Source organism: Streptomyces albidoflavus (genome assembly GCF_000719955.1).
Classification (GTDB): domain Bacteria; phylum Actinomycetota; class Actinomycetes; order Streptomycetales; family Streptomycetaceae; genus Streptomyces; species Streptomyces albidoflavus.
In genome coordinates, this window is sequence record NZ_JOII01000046.1 from 1 (window position 1) to 13,771 (window position 13,771).

Below are 13,771 nucleotides of genomic sequence, written 5' to 3' on the forward strand. Positions count from 1 at the left end.
CTAACCGCCCCCAGAATCTCCGGCAGCCGCCCCGCCGTCCTCGGCGCCGCCACCCGCAGCCCCGCGTACGCCAGCAGCACCCCGTACCCGACCCCCGCCGGAAGCATCACCCAGAGCCACCCGTGCGCCCCGCCCACGTGCAGCCCGATCTGGAGCCCGAGGAGCGGCAGGCAGAGGGCCGCGCCGGCGACCATGCCGCCGAGGACGCTGATCCAGGCCAGTCCTGCCTGGCCGGGGGCGACGTTCTTGTTGCCCTCCTGCGGGATCGAGTAGGCGTACCGGGCGGAGGCCCAGGCGCCGGTGGCCGTCATGGCGCCGAGCAGGGCGTAGGAGAGCCCCAGGGCCTCGGGGAGTTCCGTCCAGGCGCCGAGCAGAGCGGCGGTGAGGACGGTGACGAGGGTGGCGTACGGCAGGGTGACCGTCAGCAGGGCGAGGGCCCGGGCACGCAGTTCCACGTAGGCGTCGCGGGCGGAGGAGATGGTGAGGGCGACCATCCAGAAGGCCGAGGTGTCCTGGCCGAACTGGTTGTACATCTGGACGCCGAGCATGCCCGCCGCGAAGCACGCCAGGTAGACCGAGCCGGAGCCCTGGACGGCGTTGAAGACCGGGACGATCAGGCCGATCGCCAGGGAGGTGATCCACGCCGCCTTGGTCTTCGGGTCGCGCCACATGTAGCGCAGCGACCGTTCGATCACCGCCGCCGTCCGCTCCCGCTCCCGGCCCGCAGGGGCGAGCGCGTAGGAGAAGAGGGTGAGGCGGGAGGTGCGGTCGGCGCGGTTCTTGCGGGCCGGGCCTTCGGCGGCGCCGAGGGTCGAGCCGTCCGGTGCCGTCATCAGCTTCGTCAGCGAACGCCGCCACCACAGCAGGAGCAGTCCGAGGGCGGCCACGGTGAGCACCAGCTGCGCCAGGGCCTGGCCCCACTGCCCGCGCCCCGCCTCCGCCACCGAGGAGAGCGCCGACACCGGGGGTATCCAGCGCAGCACGGCGACGGCCGGGTCGAGCTGGGAGAGGCCGCCCGCGGAGCCGATGCGCTGCACCGCGAAGTTCACCACCTGGGCGCCGACCGCGATGATCAGCCCGCTGAGCACGGCCAGGTCGCGGCCCTTGCGGCTGGTCAGCAGCCGGGTGTTGGCGGCGGCGACGGCCCGGGCCAGCGCCACGCAGACCAGCAGTGCCAGCACGCCCGCCGGTATCGCGACGGCGGCCGCCGCCCAGCCGTGCGCCAGCGCCACCAGGGACCCCGTCAGCAGGCAGAGCGTGAAGAACGGGCCCAGCCCCACCAGCGAGGCCACCAGCAGCGAGCGGACCAGCGGCTCGGGGCGCAGCGGCAGCATGACCAGCCGGGTCGGGTCGAGCGTCTCGTCGCCGCTCGGGAAGAACAGCGGCATCACCGCCCAGCCGAGCGCCAGCGCCGCCGTCAGGCTCAGCGTGACCGTCGGCGCGTAGGGGTGGCCGCGCAGCGCCACCAGGCCGAGGACGAGCAGTGCCGCGAAGAGCAGCGAGACGACGGCGGAGGCGATGTAGGCGGCGCGGCGGCCCGAGGACTGGCGCAAGCCATTGCGCAGCAGGGAGAGCTTGAGGCGGACCAGGGTCGCGGTGAGGGGCCGGCCGCCCGGTGGGGGCGGTGGTGGTCCGGCGGCGGCGGGCGGGAGCGGCGCGGGCGCCGTCGTCGCGTGGTCGCTCATCGGGCACCGCCCAGCCAGTCGAGGGTGCCGCCGGTGCTGCGGTCCTGGGCGCCGACCAGTTCCAGGAAGGCGGCCTGGAGGGAGGCGGCCTCGCCGCGCACCTCGGCCACGGCGCCGTCGGCCCGGATCGTTCCGGCGGCCATCACGGCGACCCAGTCGCAGAGCGACTCGACCAGTTCCATGACGTGGCTGGAGAAGACGACGGTGGCGCCCGAGGCCGTGTAGCCCTCCAGGACTTCCCGGATGGTCTGCGCGGAGACCGGGTCGACGCCCTCGAAGGGCTCGTCGAGGAAGAGGACCTCGGGGTTGTGGAGGAGCGCCGAGGCGAGGCCGATCTTCTTCCGCATGCCCGTCGAGTAGTCCACGACCAGCTTGTGCTGCGAGCCGGCCAGGCCGAGGACGTCGAGGAGCTGGGTGGCGCGCTGGTCGGTGACCTCGCCGGGCAGGCCGCGCAGCCGGCCGATGTAGGCGAGGAGTTCCCGGCCGGAGAGCCGCTCGAAGAGGCGCAGCCCTTCCGGCAGCACACCGATGCGGGCCTTGACCTCGGCGGGGTCGCGCCACACGTCGTGGCCGACCACCTCCACCGTGCCCTCGTCGGGCCGGAGCAGGCCGGTGACCATGGAGAGGGTGGTGGTCTTGCCGGCGCCGTTGGGACCGACCAGGCCGATGAACTTGCCCGCCGGCAGCTCCAGGTCGATCCCCGCCACGGCGGTCTGCTGCCCGAACCGCTTCCACAGCCCGCGCACCCGCACGGCCGGCACGGCGGCCTTCGGTGTCCCCGCGCCCGAGACGGCGGTCGCGGCCGCCTCGTCACGTGCGCGGGCCTGCTCGTTCTCCCTGTTCATGTCCAGCCCTCTCGTCCCCGTCGGACGGTGTTCCGCCCCCGATGGCCCACACCCTACGGGCGGACGGGGAAACGCGAGCAAGCCTGTGGACAACCTCGGTGAAGGCCCGCGCCGCCCTGTGGATAAAGCGCGTACTCGCAGGTCGGAGGGGTTTACGAACGGGTCGCCGCAGCCTCGGTGCCGCGCTCCGCGGCGGCCGCCTTCACTGCCGTCAGCTCTTCCCCGGTCAGCTCCGCCACCCGGTGCGCCGGCACCCCGGCCGCCAGGGCACGGCGCAGCAGGCCCTCCCGGTCCTCGGTGCAGGAGCGGTAGGCGCGCAGCTCCCGTTCGACGCCGGCCACGGCTTCCGGGGCGTTCCGGGTGCGTACGGTGCTCAGTTCCTCGGGGCTGAGCGGGACGGGCAGTTTCTCCGCGTCCTCGGGGAGGGCCGCCGTCTCCTCGGGCGGGACGAGGTACAGGCGGGGCGAGGTGGCCGTGACCTCGTGGGCCGCCAGCCACGCCCGTACCGCCGGGGTGTCGAGGCAGGCGAGCGGGCCGGTCGCGGCCAGGGGAGTGCCGAGCGGCACCGCCGGGCCCTCCAGCAGGACGAGGTAGGCGTCATCGGTCATCGGTGCTCCTCAGAGAGATACAAGGCCGGGTGGAGTGCCGTGCGGCACACGTACCCAGGAAACGCCCTGTCACGGCAGGCGGGCGGGCACGCGGCCCGTCCGGTCCGCCCTGCCCGCCCGCGCTCACGCTTCCGGGGGATCACACCCCGGCGCCGACATCCCTCCCGCACGCGTACGCCAGCGGGCTGATGACGTTCTCGGCGTCCGGGAGCCAGCGGTTGGCCTGGGTCGGGCGGGAGGCCCACTGGACGGCGCCGGCGGAGCCGAAGCGGGTCGGCGGCGCGGCCACGTAGTCGCCCGCGCCGAGGACGGTCAGGTCGAGGCGGGCGGGGAGCCAGCCGAGGGAGCGGACCAGGCCGGGGACCTTGTCGACGGCGCCGGGCAGGACGAAGAACTGCATACGGCGGTCGGGGCTGCGGGTGACCGGGCCGAGCGCCAGCTCCATCCGCTCCATCCGGGCCAGCGCGAGGAAGCCGGCGGTCTCGGGGACGTCGATCGCGTCGAAGGCGCGGCCGGTGGGGAGGAGGACGGAGGCCCGGGGCTGCGCCGTCCAGAGCTTGCGGACGACGGTGGCGCTGCCGGTGGCCTGCGCCTGCCACTCGGTGTGCGCCGGGTGTGCGCCGGGCGCGGGGCAGGCGGCCTCGCCGCAGGAGCAGCGTTCGGTGCCCGCGACCGCCTCCAGCCAGGCGCCGGGGACCACGTCCCAATGGCGTTCCTCGGCGTACCGCACCGCCGTGTCCAGCGGCTGCTCGCCGCGCTGCTGAGGGATCTGCCCGGCCGCTCTGACTCCCATGGTCTTTTCCACGCCCGGCTCAACTCCCGCACCCACCTCGGGTTACGGGCCCCCGCGTGCGCCGGGATGGCGCATCGATTCCGCACCTGGGGCGCACGGGGGCATCTGTGGGGGCGCGTACGAGCGGAGGGGGCGGGCCCGGGGTAGCCAAGGACGGGGGGACGGCGGGGCGGGTCGGCGTGTCCGTACGCCGCTACCGGCCCGACGGGCCCCGGCCCCACGGGGGTTCGGCTCCGCAACCTCACTCCCTGGAGTGAAAAACGGTACACAGCGCGTCCGTTCGAAGAAACGGACAGAGGGGCATTTCCGGATAAGCGCGCATCTTCCGCGCACTGTCCGGGCATTGATCACGCCAGGACGGTGACAGACAGCCACCACCGCCTGAGGGAGCGGGTCCCTCAGGCCCATCCGATGGACCACGGTGCACAGCAGGGGGTACGCCATGGCCGCCAGGCCACTCGTCGCGCGCCAGCCCAACGAAAGGCTGCAGGCGCTCATCCAGGAAGCGGGCTGTTCCAACGCCGGTCTAGCCCGCCGGGTCAACATGTGCGGAGCCGAACACGGACTGGACCTGCGTTACGACAAGACGTCCGTGGCGCGCTGGCTGCGCGGCCAGCAGCCACGCGGCCGCGCCCCGGGCATCATCGCCGAGGCACTCGGCCGCAAACTCGGCCGTACGGTCACGATCGACGAGATCGGCATGGCCAACGGCAAGAACCTCGCCTCCGGCGTCGGCCTCCAGTTCTCGCCCACCGTGCTCGGCGCCATCGAGCAGGTCTGCGAGCTGTGGCGCAGCGACGTCGGCCGCCGCGACTTCCTCTCCGGCTCCACGGTCGCCTCCTCGGCCCTCGTCGAGCCCAGCCGCGACTGGCTGATCTCCGTCCCCGACGGCCAGGTCAGCCGCCAGGCCGGGCCACGCGTCGGCCAGGCCGACGTCGCCGCCGTGCGCGCCATGACACAGGCCCTCGTCGACCTCGACCACCAGTACGGCAGCGGGCACGTGCGGCCCGTCGTCGTCCATTACCTCAACAGCGTCGTCTCCGGACTGCTCGCCGGCTCCTACCGCGAGGCGGTCGGCCGGGAACTCTTCTCCGCCGTCTCCCGCCTCACCGAGCTGGCCGGATACATGGCGGTCGACACCGGACAGCCAGGACTGGCCCAGCGCTATTACATCCAGGCCCTCCGCCTCGCCCAGGCCGCCGGTGACCGCGGGTACGGCGGGTACGTCCTCGCCGCCTCCATGAGCCACCTCGCCGCCCAGCTCGGCAACCCGCGCGAGATCGCCCAGCTCGCCCGCGCCGCCCAGGAAGGGGCCAAGGGCCGGGCCACCCCGCGCGCCGAAGCCCTCTTCCACGCTGCCGAGGCCCGCGGCCACGCCCTCCTCGGCGACGGCTCCGCCGCCGACGCCGCGATGGGCCGCGCCGCCGACTCCATGGAGCAGGCCGGCACCGAGAGCGCCGACGACCCGGTGTGGATCAGCCATTTCGACCACGCCTACCTCGCCGACGAACTGGCCCACTGCCACCGCGACCTGGGCCGCCCCGCCCAGGCCGCCCGGTACGCGGAACAGGCCCTGGCAGGCCACCCCGTCACCCGGGTCAGGCGGCGCGCCATCGGCCTCACCCTGCTCGCCGCCGCCCAGGTCCAGGAGCGGGACATCGAGCGCGCCTGCCACACCGGCACCCGCGCCGCCGAACTCCTCGGCACGCTCCGCTCCAGCCGCGGCACCGAGTACCTCGACGACCTCCAGCAGCGGCTGACGCCCTTCCAGGACGAGCCGGTGGTACGGGAGTTCGGCGCCCGCCTCGAACTGCGGGCGGCCTGAGGTGGAACGGCCCCCTCCAGCTGTGCCCGTGAACGGCCGGTGGCCGCCGTATGGCCGTCAACAGCGCCTTCGGTCCGCGTTCTGTTACACCCCGCCGGCCCGGCCTCCAGGCGGGGCCGGTCCGCCCTGAGCTGCGTGGCACCGTACGGAGGGAACCCGGTAGCGTGAACCGGCGATGACGAAGTTCCCCCCTACGTAGGAGTCCTCGGTGAGTCAGAGCGGACAGGGCGCAGAGCCGCACCCACGCCCGACGGGTCCGGCACGCGAAGGTGTCGTGCACCCCGGCGACGGCAGCTCTCCCCTGCTGCCCGGAACCACCGGTGACCCCGTGGGACCGGCCCCGGCCGCGCCCTGGGGCGGGTACCAGGGGCAGGAACAGCAGTGGGGCGGCCGGCAGCCCGGTACCGCCCAGCAGCCCGGCGCGTACGGCACGGGCCAGGCCCCCTCCTGGGACAGCGCGCCGCAGCCCCCGCAGGGCTACGGCTACCCGCCCCCGCAGCAGGCCGGACCGCCGCAGGGGTACGGCTACCCGCCGCCCCAGCAGGCCGGGCCGCCCCAGGGCTACGGCTACCCGCCGCCGCACGGGCAGCCCCCGCCGCCGTACGGCTCCGGCGCGCCCGCGCAAAGCCCGCAGGGCGCCGGACCGCTGCCGCCCACCCTGCCGCCCGCCGGCGACCAGGACGCCACGCAGTTCATCGCGCCCGTGCCGCCCGCGCAGCCGCAGCCCTACGACGAGGGCGCCACCCAGTACATCCCTCCGGTCTCCGGCAACCCGGCCGGCGCCGGTCCGCTGCCCGGCGCCCTGCCGCCCGAGGCCCCCTCGGGGGCGGCCCACCACCCCGGCACCGGCGGCCACGCGCAGCCCCCGTCCCCGGACGAGGACGCCACCCAGTACATACCCCCGGTCCCCGCCCAGGGACCGCCCGCCGGATACGGCCAGGAGCCCGGCGAGCGCCAGCCCCCGGCCGAGTTCGACAACCTCTTCCGCTCCGCCCCGGCCGACGGGGGCGCCGCCGGCGCCACCCAGCAGATGCCCCGCGTCGACCCCGGCCGCCCCCAGCCCGGACCCGGCTACGGCGGGCCCGCCCAGCCGCCCGCCGGCCGGGCCGCCGCCCGCAAGGCCGCCGAGCCGGAGCCGAGGGGCCGTACCGGCTCCAAGGGGCCGCTGGTCGCGGCCGTCGTGGTCGGCTGCGCCGTCCTCGGCCTCGGCGCGGGCGCGCTGCTCAGCGGCGGCGGGGACGACGAGAAGAAGTCCGGCGAGCCGGAGAACGTCTCGGCCTCGGCGCCCGCCGAGGAGAAGCCCTCGCCCTCCCCGTCCGTGGACCCGGTGCGCGAGCAGGCCGTCGCTCTCGACAAGCTCCTCGCCGACAGCAACAACAGCCGCGCCGCCGTCATCCGCTCGGTCGCCAACATCCAGAAGTGCGAGTCGCTCGACGAGGCCGCCTCCGACCTGCGGGACGCCGCCAAGCAGCGGAACGACCTGGTCCGCCGGCTCGGCGAGATACAGGTGGACAAGCTCCCCGAGCACCAGCGGCTGACCGCCGCCCTCACCAAGGCGTGGAAGGCCTCCGCCGAGGCCGACAACCGGTACGCCACCTGGGCCGACCAGACCAAGGGCAAGCGCGCCTGCCGCGACGGCCAGGCCCGCTCCACCGGCCAGCACGCCGCCGGCAACCGGGCCAGTGGCGAGGCGACCAAGGCCAAGAACGAGGCCGCCCCGCTCTGGAACTCCATCGCCACCGAGTACGGCCTGACCAAGCACACCCCCACCCAGCTCTGACCGCTCCGGGCGGCCCGGCGCCGCACCGCCTCACGGGGTGGCGCCCAGCGTCCCCGTCAGGTCGTGCGGCCCGGACCCCGTCGCCGTCAGCCGGCCCGAGCGCACCGTCTGGAAGGTGACCTCGGCGTTGACCAGCCGCGGATGGTCGCGGGCGGCCAGCAGGTCCTCGAACCGCCAGCGCAGCTCGGGGGTGAGCCCGCCGGTCTCCACGCTCAGCCCGTCGTCCAGGACGCGGTGCACCGCACGGGCGGTGACCCGGTCCGCGTCCACCTCGGCGACGGCCCGGCGCAGCACCTCGTAGGCGATCCAGGTGGTCTGGACTCCGGCGTCGGCCGGGTCGATCCGGTTGTCGTCGAAGGCGTGGTCGCGGATGACGCGGCGCATCGGCGCCCACCGGTCGTCCGAGGCCACCGGGTACCAGCCGGTGACGTAGGCGCCCTCGTACGGGCCGCGTGCGCCGCCGGTGCGGTCCACCAGGGACTGGTCGACGCCGCCGAGGACCGAGGCGATCCGGACGTCCCGGCCCTCGGCGGCACGCGCCCGGCGGAAGGTGTCGAAGAAGGTGTCGGTGCGGTCGCCGAGGACCGCCGTGACGCAGTCCGGCTTCGCCGAGCCCGACGGGCCCGCCGACAGCACCCGCGCCGCCTGCGCCGTGTACTCACGGGCCGACTCCGGCGCCGGTACGTCGACCGCCGCGCCCGCGCCCGCCCCGGCCAGCCCCGCGTCGAGCAGCCCCGGCAGCGCGTCGCCCGCGACCGTGTCCGGCCGCACCAGGAAGACCCGCCCGCACTCCTCGCCGAGCTGCCGCCCGTTGCCCGCCAGCAGCGCCGCCTGGCCGCCGTTGACCGGGTAGGAGAGCGAGCTGGTGAACTCCTCGCCCGTCACCCCGTACCCGCCGATGTAGGGGATGTCGGCCGCCTCCAGCGGCGAGAGGAACGACCGGCCGTGCTGGCTGTACGAGCCGACCACTGCCACCACGTCCTCGCGGACCGCGCGCCGGGCGCACGCCGCCGCGCCCTCGCTGTCGTTGCCGTCGTCGCAGGTCAGCACCTTCAGCTCGTGGCCGTCGACGCCGCCCGAGGCGTTGACCCAGCGGGCGATCGCCTCGGCCATGGCGGGCATCCCCGGCTTGTCGGTCGCGCCCGTCCGCTCCGGAGCCCAGGTCATCACCGTGACCGGTTCCCGTCCGCCGCCCTGGGCGCCGGCGGGCAGCAGGCCGCAGCCGGCGGTCAGCGCCGCCGTGAGGGCGGTGAGGAGGGCGAGGCGGGCGGGCGAGCGTCTGGAACGGCGGCCGGTCATGGGCCGCACGCTCTCCCTCCCGGACGACACCTGGCGTCATCCGCGTGCAACAGCGCGTAACGGGCAGGTGAATTGGGGGTGCGCGGCGGGCGGGATGCCCGGGAACGTACCATCCATGACCGTGCAAAGCTCGGAGAAGTCTTCCCGTCGTGCCCGCCGTTCCTCCACCATGGGCGGCATGCCCATGACCGACATGCCGTGGTGGCGCTGGCGCCTGAATGTGCGCTCAGGGCTGCACATGCTCTCCGACGTCACCTTCCAGCAGAACGTCTGGCTCGCCGGCCTCCCCGGCTACGGGGACGTCACCGACGCCGTCTACCGCCTGGTCGAGGACACCTGGCTCGACAACTGGTCGGCCGACAAGTACGTCGGCACGATCTTCCGGGACGCGCAGGAGGCGGCGCTTGTCGACGCCGCGGTGCTCAAGGTGCTGCGGATACTCCACGAGGTCGGGCCGGACGCCGCCGTGCCCGTCTACCTCCAGCACCCCGGCTGGTCCGAAGCGGTGTTCGCCGCCCGCCAGGCCCATGTCGCCCTCGCCTCCGCCGATGGCGACGACCCCGATGTGCCCCCGCGCACCCTCGACGCCTTGACCACCCTCAAGCGCGCCGCTTGACCCCCACTCGCCCCCGGCCCCGGCTGCCACCCACTGGGGTCCGGCTGCGCCGCGACTGGGGGGGCGGCCTTCGCCCGTGCCCGGGTCACTGACTGGCCTCAATCGCCGGCCGGGCTGTTGGTTGCTGGGCTCCGTCTCGACCGTGCCGGTCAAAGATGGCCTCAAGCGCCGGCCGGGCTGGGATTGGGTAGGCGGTGGCTGGGTTTCGCCCCGGCCTGCCCGCCCGCCCCTGCGGGTCACTGACTGGCCTCAAGCGCCGGCCAGGCTGAGTGTGTGCCGGGCTCCGTCTCGACCGTGCCGGTCAAAGACGGCCTCAAGCGCCGGCCGGGCTGGGATTGGGTAGGCGGTGGCTGGGTTTCGCCCCGGCCTACTCGCCCCGCCCCTGCGGGTCACTGACTGGCCTCAAGCGCCGGCCGGGCTGAGTGTGTGCCGGGCTCCGTCTCGACCGTGCCGGTCACCGATCGGCCTCAAGCGCCGGCCGGGCTGGGAGGTTCGCGGTTTCTCCGGTGCGTGGGTGGGGTGGGGCCGCGCCGGGGTACCTCCTCACAAACTGCAGGGTGCGGGGTCAATTGGAGTATGGCGGCCGTGTGTGCAGTTTGCGCCGTCTTGAAGCGACTGACCCCGCACCTTGCAGTTTGTGAGGAGGTACCCCGGTGCGGCCCCGCCCGTCCCAACCGGCGAACGCACCGCGAACCCAATAGCCCGGCCGGCGCTTGAGGCCGATCGGTGACCGGTACGGGCAAACCGGGCCCGGCCGAAAGAGGGCCCAGCCGGGCCGCAGGCCAACGAGCCCGGCCGGCGAGTGAGGCCACGGCCCAGACGATATGGGACCCTGGCCAGCATGACTGACCAGCCCGTTCCGGCCGCCGCCCCGCCCGGCACCGATGAGCCGACCGACAGCTACGTCCTCACCCTCGCCTGCCCCGACAGGCAAGGCATCGTCCACGCCGTGTCGAGCTACCTCTTCATGACCGGCTGCAACATCGAGGACAGCCAGCAGTTCGGCGACCACGACACGGGCCTGTTCTTCATGCGGGTCTCCTTCTCGGCCGGCTCCCCGGTCTCCGTCGAGAAGCTCCGCGCCTCCTTCGCCGCGATCGGCGACTCCTTCCGCATGGAGTGGCAGATCCACCGTTCCGAGGAGCGGATGCGGATCGTCCTCATGGTGAGCAAGTTCGGCCACTGCCTGAACGACCTGCTCTTCCGCGCCCGCATCGGCGCCCTCCCGGTGGACATCGCCGCCGTCGTCTCCAACCACCCGGCCTTCGCCGAGCTGGTCGAGTCGTACGGCATCCCCTTCCACCACATCCCGGTCACCAAGGACACCAAGGCCGAGGCCGAGCAGCGCGTCCTGGACCTGGTCGAGCGGGAGGGCGTGGAGCTGGTGGTGCTCGCCCGGTACATGCAGGTGCTCTCGGAGAACTTCTGCAAGCAGCTCAGCGGCCGGATCATCAACATCCACCACTCCTTCCTGCCGAGCTTCAAGGGCGCCAAGCCCTACCACCAGGCGCACGCCCGGGGCGTGAAGCTGATCGGCGCCACCGCGCACTACGTCACCAGCGACCTCGACGAGGGCCCGATCATCGAGCAGGAGGTCGAGCGGGTCGGCCACGAGGTCACCCCCGAGCAGCTCGTCGCCGTCGGCCGCGACGTCGAGTGCCAGGCGCTCGCCCGCGCCGTGAAGTGGCACGCCGAGCACCGCATCCTGCTCAACGGCCACCGCACGGTCGTCTTCGCCTGAGGCGTCACCGGCGCGCCCGGCCCATCCGGGCGCGCCTCACATCCGGCTGAGCGAGGCCGCCGCGAAGAGCACCTCGTGGACCGCGTCCATGTCCCCGTCCTGCCCGGCCGCCGCCTCCCGGGGCTGCACGTGCCCGGCGGCGAGCCGGCAGAACTCCACGCCGTCCAGTGCCACGTGCGCCACCGCCCGCCCGGGACCGGTCGCGGCCTCGCCGGCCGCCCCGTCCAGCCCGATGTACCAGTCGCCGCCGCCCGCGCCCTCGATCTCCAGGTGCAGCACCCCGCCCGGCTCGGGCACACCCCGGCCGAGCCCCGCCTGCCGCCGCTGCCCGATCACCCCGGGCAGCATCCGCGCCGCCAGGTCGATCATCCCGTTGAGGTGGCGCGGCTTGGGCGGGTCGTACGGGTAGTCCACCGCCCCCGCGATGTCCTCGGCGTGCACCCAGCACTCGAAGGCCCGGTCCAGCAGCGAGTCCCGCAGCGGCAGCGCGTACCCGCCGTACGCCACGTCCAGGGCGGCCGAGCGGTCGCTCTCCAGTGACAGCGCGCTGACCAGCCGGTGGCTCTGCTCCCGCCACGGCCGGCGTACCGAGCGGGTCTGCGGCAGCGGTGAGGCGTTCCACAGGGCCTCGGTCCGGGCGTCCGGCGCCACCAGGTGGGCCGGGGTCCGCGCGCCGAGCGGGTCCTCCAGGCCGAGGGCGACCGCGACCAGCCCGTCCACCGTCATCAGGTGCCCGATCACCCCGGCGACCGTGGTCCGCCGTCCCACCTGCTTCTCGCCCTCGAACCAGCGCAGCCGCACCGGCGCGTGCCACTCGGCGTCCTGGATGTCCTGGAGCAGCGCGTCGAGCCGCGCCGTCTCCGTGTCGTACGCGGCCGCCCACTCCGGCACCGGGATCTTCGGCGGGCGCCGGTCCAGGCAGCTCTCCAGGACGCGGGCGCGCAGCCCCGGGTCGAGGTCGAGCGGCTCCTCGTGGTGGAGCAGGCCGACGGCGTCCCGCAGCCGGTGGGCCTCCTCGGCGCAGCGGGCGCACTCGGGCAGGTGGCTCTCGACCGCCGCCGCCTCCTCGGGCGAGCAGGCGGAGAGCGCCCAGGCGCCGAGGTACGACATGAGGGCGCGGTGGTCCACGTCGAGCCGGGCCGCGGTCATATCGCACCGGAGAAGGCGGACGGCGCGCCCGGCGGCCGGGGCGCCCCGGCGGTGGCCAGCATCTGGAGGCCCAGCCGCAGCCTGCGGCGTACCTCCTCCTCGCTGACGCCGAGGTCGGCGGCGGTCTGGCGGTGGTCGCGCCGCTGGTGGTAGGCGAGGTTCAGGGCGGCCCGCAGCGGGGCGGGCATGGCGGTGACGATGTAGTCGGCGCGGGCGGCGGTGGCGGCCCGGTGCACGGTCCGCTCCAGCTCCTCGGCGCTGCCGCGGCCGGTGACGGCGTGCTCGGCGGCGCCGGTGGCGCGCAGGAGTTCGACCGCGCGGTGGTGGGCGAGCGAGGCGATCCAGGAGCGCAGTGAGCGCTCGCCTGGCGTGTAGTCGCCCGGCCGCTCCCAGGCGTGGGTGAAGACGTCCCGGGTGACGCGGTCGGCGGCCCGCTCGTCCTCCAGGACCCGGTGGGCCAGGCTGTGCACGAGGGGCGCGTAACGGTCGTAGAGTTCGCCGAGGGCGGCCGCCTCGCCGTCGAGGAGGCGGTCGCGCATCAGCCGGTCCCGGTCGCGCGGTGTCCCCGGCGTCATACGGCCCCCTCCCGGTCCGTGAGCCCGTTCCGCCCGGACATGGCCGGATGTGAACCGGCCGTTCTCCGGAATGCCGGTGCGCGCACGGGCTCTGGGAGGCAATGTAGTGCGCGGAATGCGTTCACACCCCCCTTTGCGGCAATGTGCTGACGCGGGGGACGTGCTGGTGGTAGTGGGTGGGCGGCAGTCCGCGCACACCGCCGGGAAGTCCCCGGACGCCCCGGAGCCGCCGGGCGCCCGCCGGGGCGCTTGGTACGGGAGGGGGCGCGCGGGACGGCGTGATCGCGCTGATCGCGCCGGGGGAGCGGCCGGAACCGGCCAGGCCGGCCAGGGAGGGGCGGTATTCGGCCATGACCGGGTGTGCTGGATCATGGACCGTACGCACGGGGGTGTTTCATGGGAGTGCGGCCGGGCAGCCGCGTACGAAGCGGAAGCGTAGGAATGGCTTCCGGATCAGCGAGCGGGAGGCAGGACGGCGTGGCGCTCACAGTGACCGACGCGGAGCACGGCGGGTGGGCCGTGCTTCATGTGGCGGGCGAACTCGACCTGGTCAGCTCCCCGGTGGTGCGCCAGCGGGTCCACGACGTGGTGGCGAAGGGACGGCACGAACTCGTCCTCGACCTCTCCGACGTCCTGTTCTGCGACTCCAGCGGCGTCGGTGTCCTGATCGCGACCCGCCGCCTGATCCGCTCCTGCCAGGGCAGTCTGCGGCTGATCCTCCCGGCCAAGGGGGCCGAGGACGGCTCGCACGTCAACCGTGTCCTCGCCGCGCTCGGCGTACGCCGGCTCTTCGAGGTCTACCCGGACGTCACCGCCGCCCTGGACGAGCAGACGCGCCCCCTCACCGCCTGACCC

The 13,771-nt window shown here is 74.4% G+C and carries 12 protein-coding genes; 5 read left to right on the forward strand and 7 right to left on the reverse strand.

Features of this window, described 5'->3' with window-relative positions; genetic code table 11:
* From IF45_RS0128775 to IF45_RS0128790, 4 genes are all read right to left on the reverse strand, one after another.
* The coding region (locus tag IF45_RS0128775; RefSeq protein ID WP_037638730.1) for a hypothetical protein at positions 1-1,685 on the reverse strand (1,685 nt) is incomplete at its 3' end.
* Complete coding sequence (locus IF45_RS0128780) at positions 1,682-2,530, reverse strand: ABC transporter ATP-binding protein (RefSeq protein WP_030310442.1); 849 nt, start codon at positions 2,528-2,530, stop codon at positions 1,682-1,684. The genes IF45_RS0128775 and IF45_RS0128780, both read right to left, overlap by 4 nt.
* 152 nt (positions 2,531-2,682) lie before the next feature.
* Positions 2,683-3,138, reverse strand: coding sequence for a DUF6003 family protein (locus IF45_RS0128785; RefSeq protein ID WP_008404018.1), 456 nt, complete (start codon positions 3,136-3,138; stop codon positions 2,683-2,685).
* Positions 3,139-3,277: 139 nt separating this feature from the next.
* Complete coding sequence (locus IF45_RS0128790) at positions 3,278-3,931, reverse strand: bifunctional DNA primase/polymerase (RefSeq protein WP_030310444.1); 654 nt, start codon at positions 3,929-3,931, stop codon at positions 3,278-3,280.
* Positions 3,932-4,373: 442 nt separating this feature from the next.
* On the opposite strand from IF45_RS0128790, the gene IF45_RS0128795 reads away from it, so the two are divergent.
* Together IF45_RS0128795 and IF45_RS0128800 are read left to right on the forward strand one after the other, a co-directional pair.
* A complete protein-coding gene (locus IF45_RS0128795; RefSeq protein ID WP_008404015.1) occupies positions 4,374-5,756 on the forward strand; it encodes an NsdA family TPR-like regulatory protein in 1,383 nt (460 codons plus the stop codon).
* Positions 5,757-6,030: 274 nt separating this feature from the next.
* Entirely contained in the window at positions 6,031-7,536 is a 1,506-nt protein-coding gene (locus IF45_RS0128800) for a hypothetical protein (protein WP_030310446.1), read from the forward strand.
* A gap of 30 nt (positions 7,537-7,566) precedes the next feature.
* Here IF45_RS0128800 and IF45_RS0128805 read toward each other — a convergent pair whose 3' ends face one another.
* The gene (locus IF45_RS0128805; RefSeq protein ID WP_030310448.1) at positions 7,567-8,835 is read right to left on the reverse strand and encodes an ABC transporter substrate-binding protein; all 1,269 of its coding nucleotides are present in this window, start codon (positions 8,833-8,835) and stop codon (positions 7,567-7,569) included.
* A 115-nt stretch (positions 8,836-8,950) separates the two neighbouring features.
* On the opposite strand from IF45_RS0128805, the gene IF45_RS0128810 reads away from it, so the two are divergent.
* Positions 8,951-9,451 (forward strand): SCO4402 family protein, encoded by a 501-nt coding sequence (locus IF45_RS0128810; RefSeq protein WP_003950096.1) that lies wholly within the window; start codon positions 8,951-8,953, stop codon positions 9,449-9,451.
* A gap of 841 nt (positions 9,452-10,292) precedes the next feature.
* A complete protein-coding gene (gene purU, locus IF45_RS0128815; RefSeq protein WP_003950097.1) occupies positions 10,293-11,192 on the forward strand; it encodes a formyltetrahydrofolate deformylase in 900 nt (299 codons plus the stop codon).
* A 36-nt stretch (positions 11,193-11,228) separates the two neighbouring features.
* On the opposite strand, the gene IF45_RS0128820 is transcribed toward purU, so the two are convergent.
* On the reverse strand, positions 11,229-12,341 hold the full coding sequence (locus IF45_RS0128820) for a maleylpyruvate isomerase N-terminal domain-containing protein (protein ID WP_030310452.1): 1,113 nt from the start codon (positions 12,339-12,341) through the stop codon (positions 11,229-11,231).
* Positions 12,338-12,916, reverse strand: a complete 579-nt coding sequence (locus IF45_RS0128825) for an RNA polymerase sigma factor (RefSeq protein WP_008403983.1) — start codon at positions 12,914-12,916, stop codon at positions 12,338-12,340. Before IF45_RS0128825 ends, IF45_RS0128820 begins: the two co-directional genes overlap by 4 nt.
* A gap of 441 nt (positions 12,917-13,357) precedes the next feature.
* Here IF45_RS0128825 and IF45_RS0128830 point away from each other — a divergent pair, with 441 nt between their 5' ends.
* The gene (locus IF45_RS0128830) at positions 13,358-13,768 is read left to right on the forward strand and encodes an STAS domain-containing protein (RefSeq protein WP_044474690.1); all 411 of its coding nucleotides are present in this window, start codon (positions 13,358-13,360) and stop codon (positions 13,766-13,768) included.
* Positions 13,769-13,771 lie beyond the last annotated feature (3 nt).

Coding starts and splice junctions, on each gene's coding strand:
- purU (WP_003950097.1), top strand. CDS start 10,293: ATGACTGACCAGCCCGTTCCGGCCGCCGCCCCGCCCGGCACCGATGAG.
- IF45_RS0128795 (WP_008404015.1), top strand. CDS start 4,374: ATGGCCGCCAGGCCACTCGTCGCGCGCCAGCCCAACGAAAGGCTGCAG.
- IF45_RS0128785 (WP_008404018.1), bottom strand. CDS start 3,138: ATGACCGATGACGCCTACCTCGTCCTGCTGGAGGGCCCGGCGGTGCCG.
- IF45_RS0128780 (WP_030310442.1), bottom strand. CDS start 2,530: ATGAACAGGGAGAACGAGCAGGCCCGCGCACGTGACGAGGCGGCCGCG.
- IF45_RS0128810 (WP_003950096.1), top strand. CDS start 8,951: ATGACCGTGCAAAGCTCGGAGAAGTCTTCCCGTCGTGCCCGCCGTTCC.
- IF45_RS0128825 (WP_008403983.1), bottom strand. CDS start 12,916: ATGACGCCGGGGACACCGCGCGACCGGGACCGGCTGATGCGCGACCGC.
- IF45_RS0128805 (WP_030310448.1), bottom strand. CDS start 8,835: ATGACCGGCCGCCGTTCCAGACGCTCGCCCGCCCGCCTCGCCCTCCTC.
- IF45_RS0128820 (WP_030310452.1), bottom strand. CDS start 12,341: ATGACCGCGGCCCGGCTCGACGTGGACCACCGCGCCCTCATGTCGTAC.
- IF45_RS0128830 (WP_044474690.1), top strand. CDS start 13,358: ATGGCTTCCGGATCAGCGAGCGGGAGGCAGGACGGCGTGGCGCTCACA.
- IF45_RS0128790 (WP_030310444.1), bottom strand. CDS start 3,931: ATGGGAGTCAGAGCGGCCGGGCAGATCCCTCAGCAGCGCGGCGAGCAG.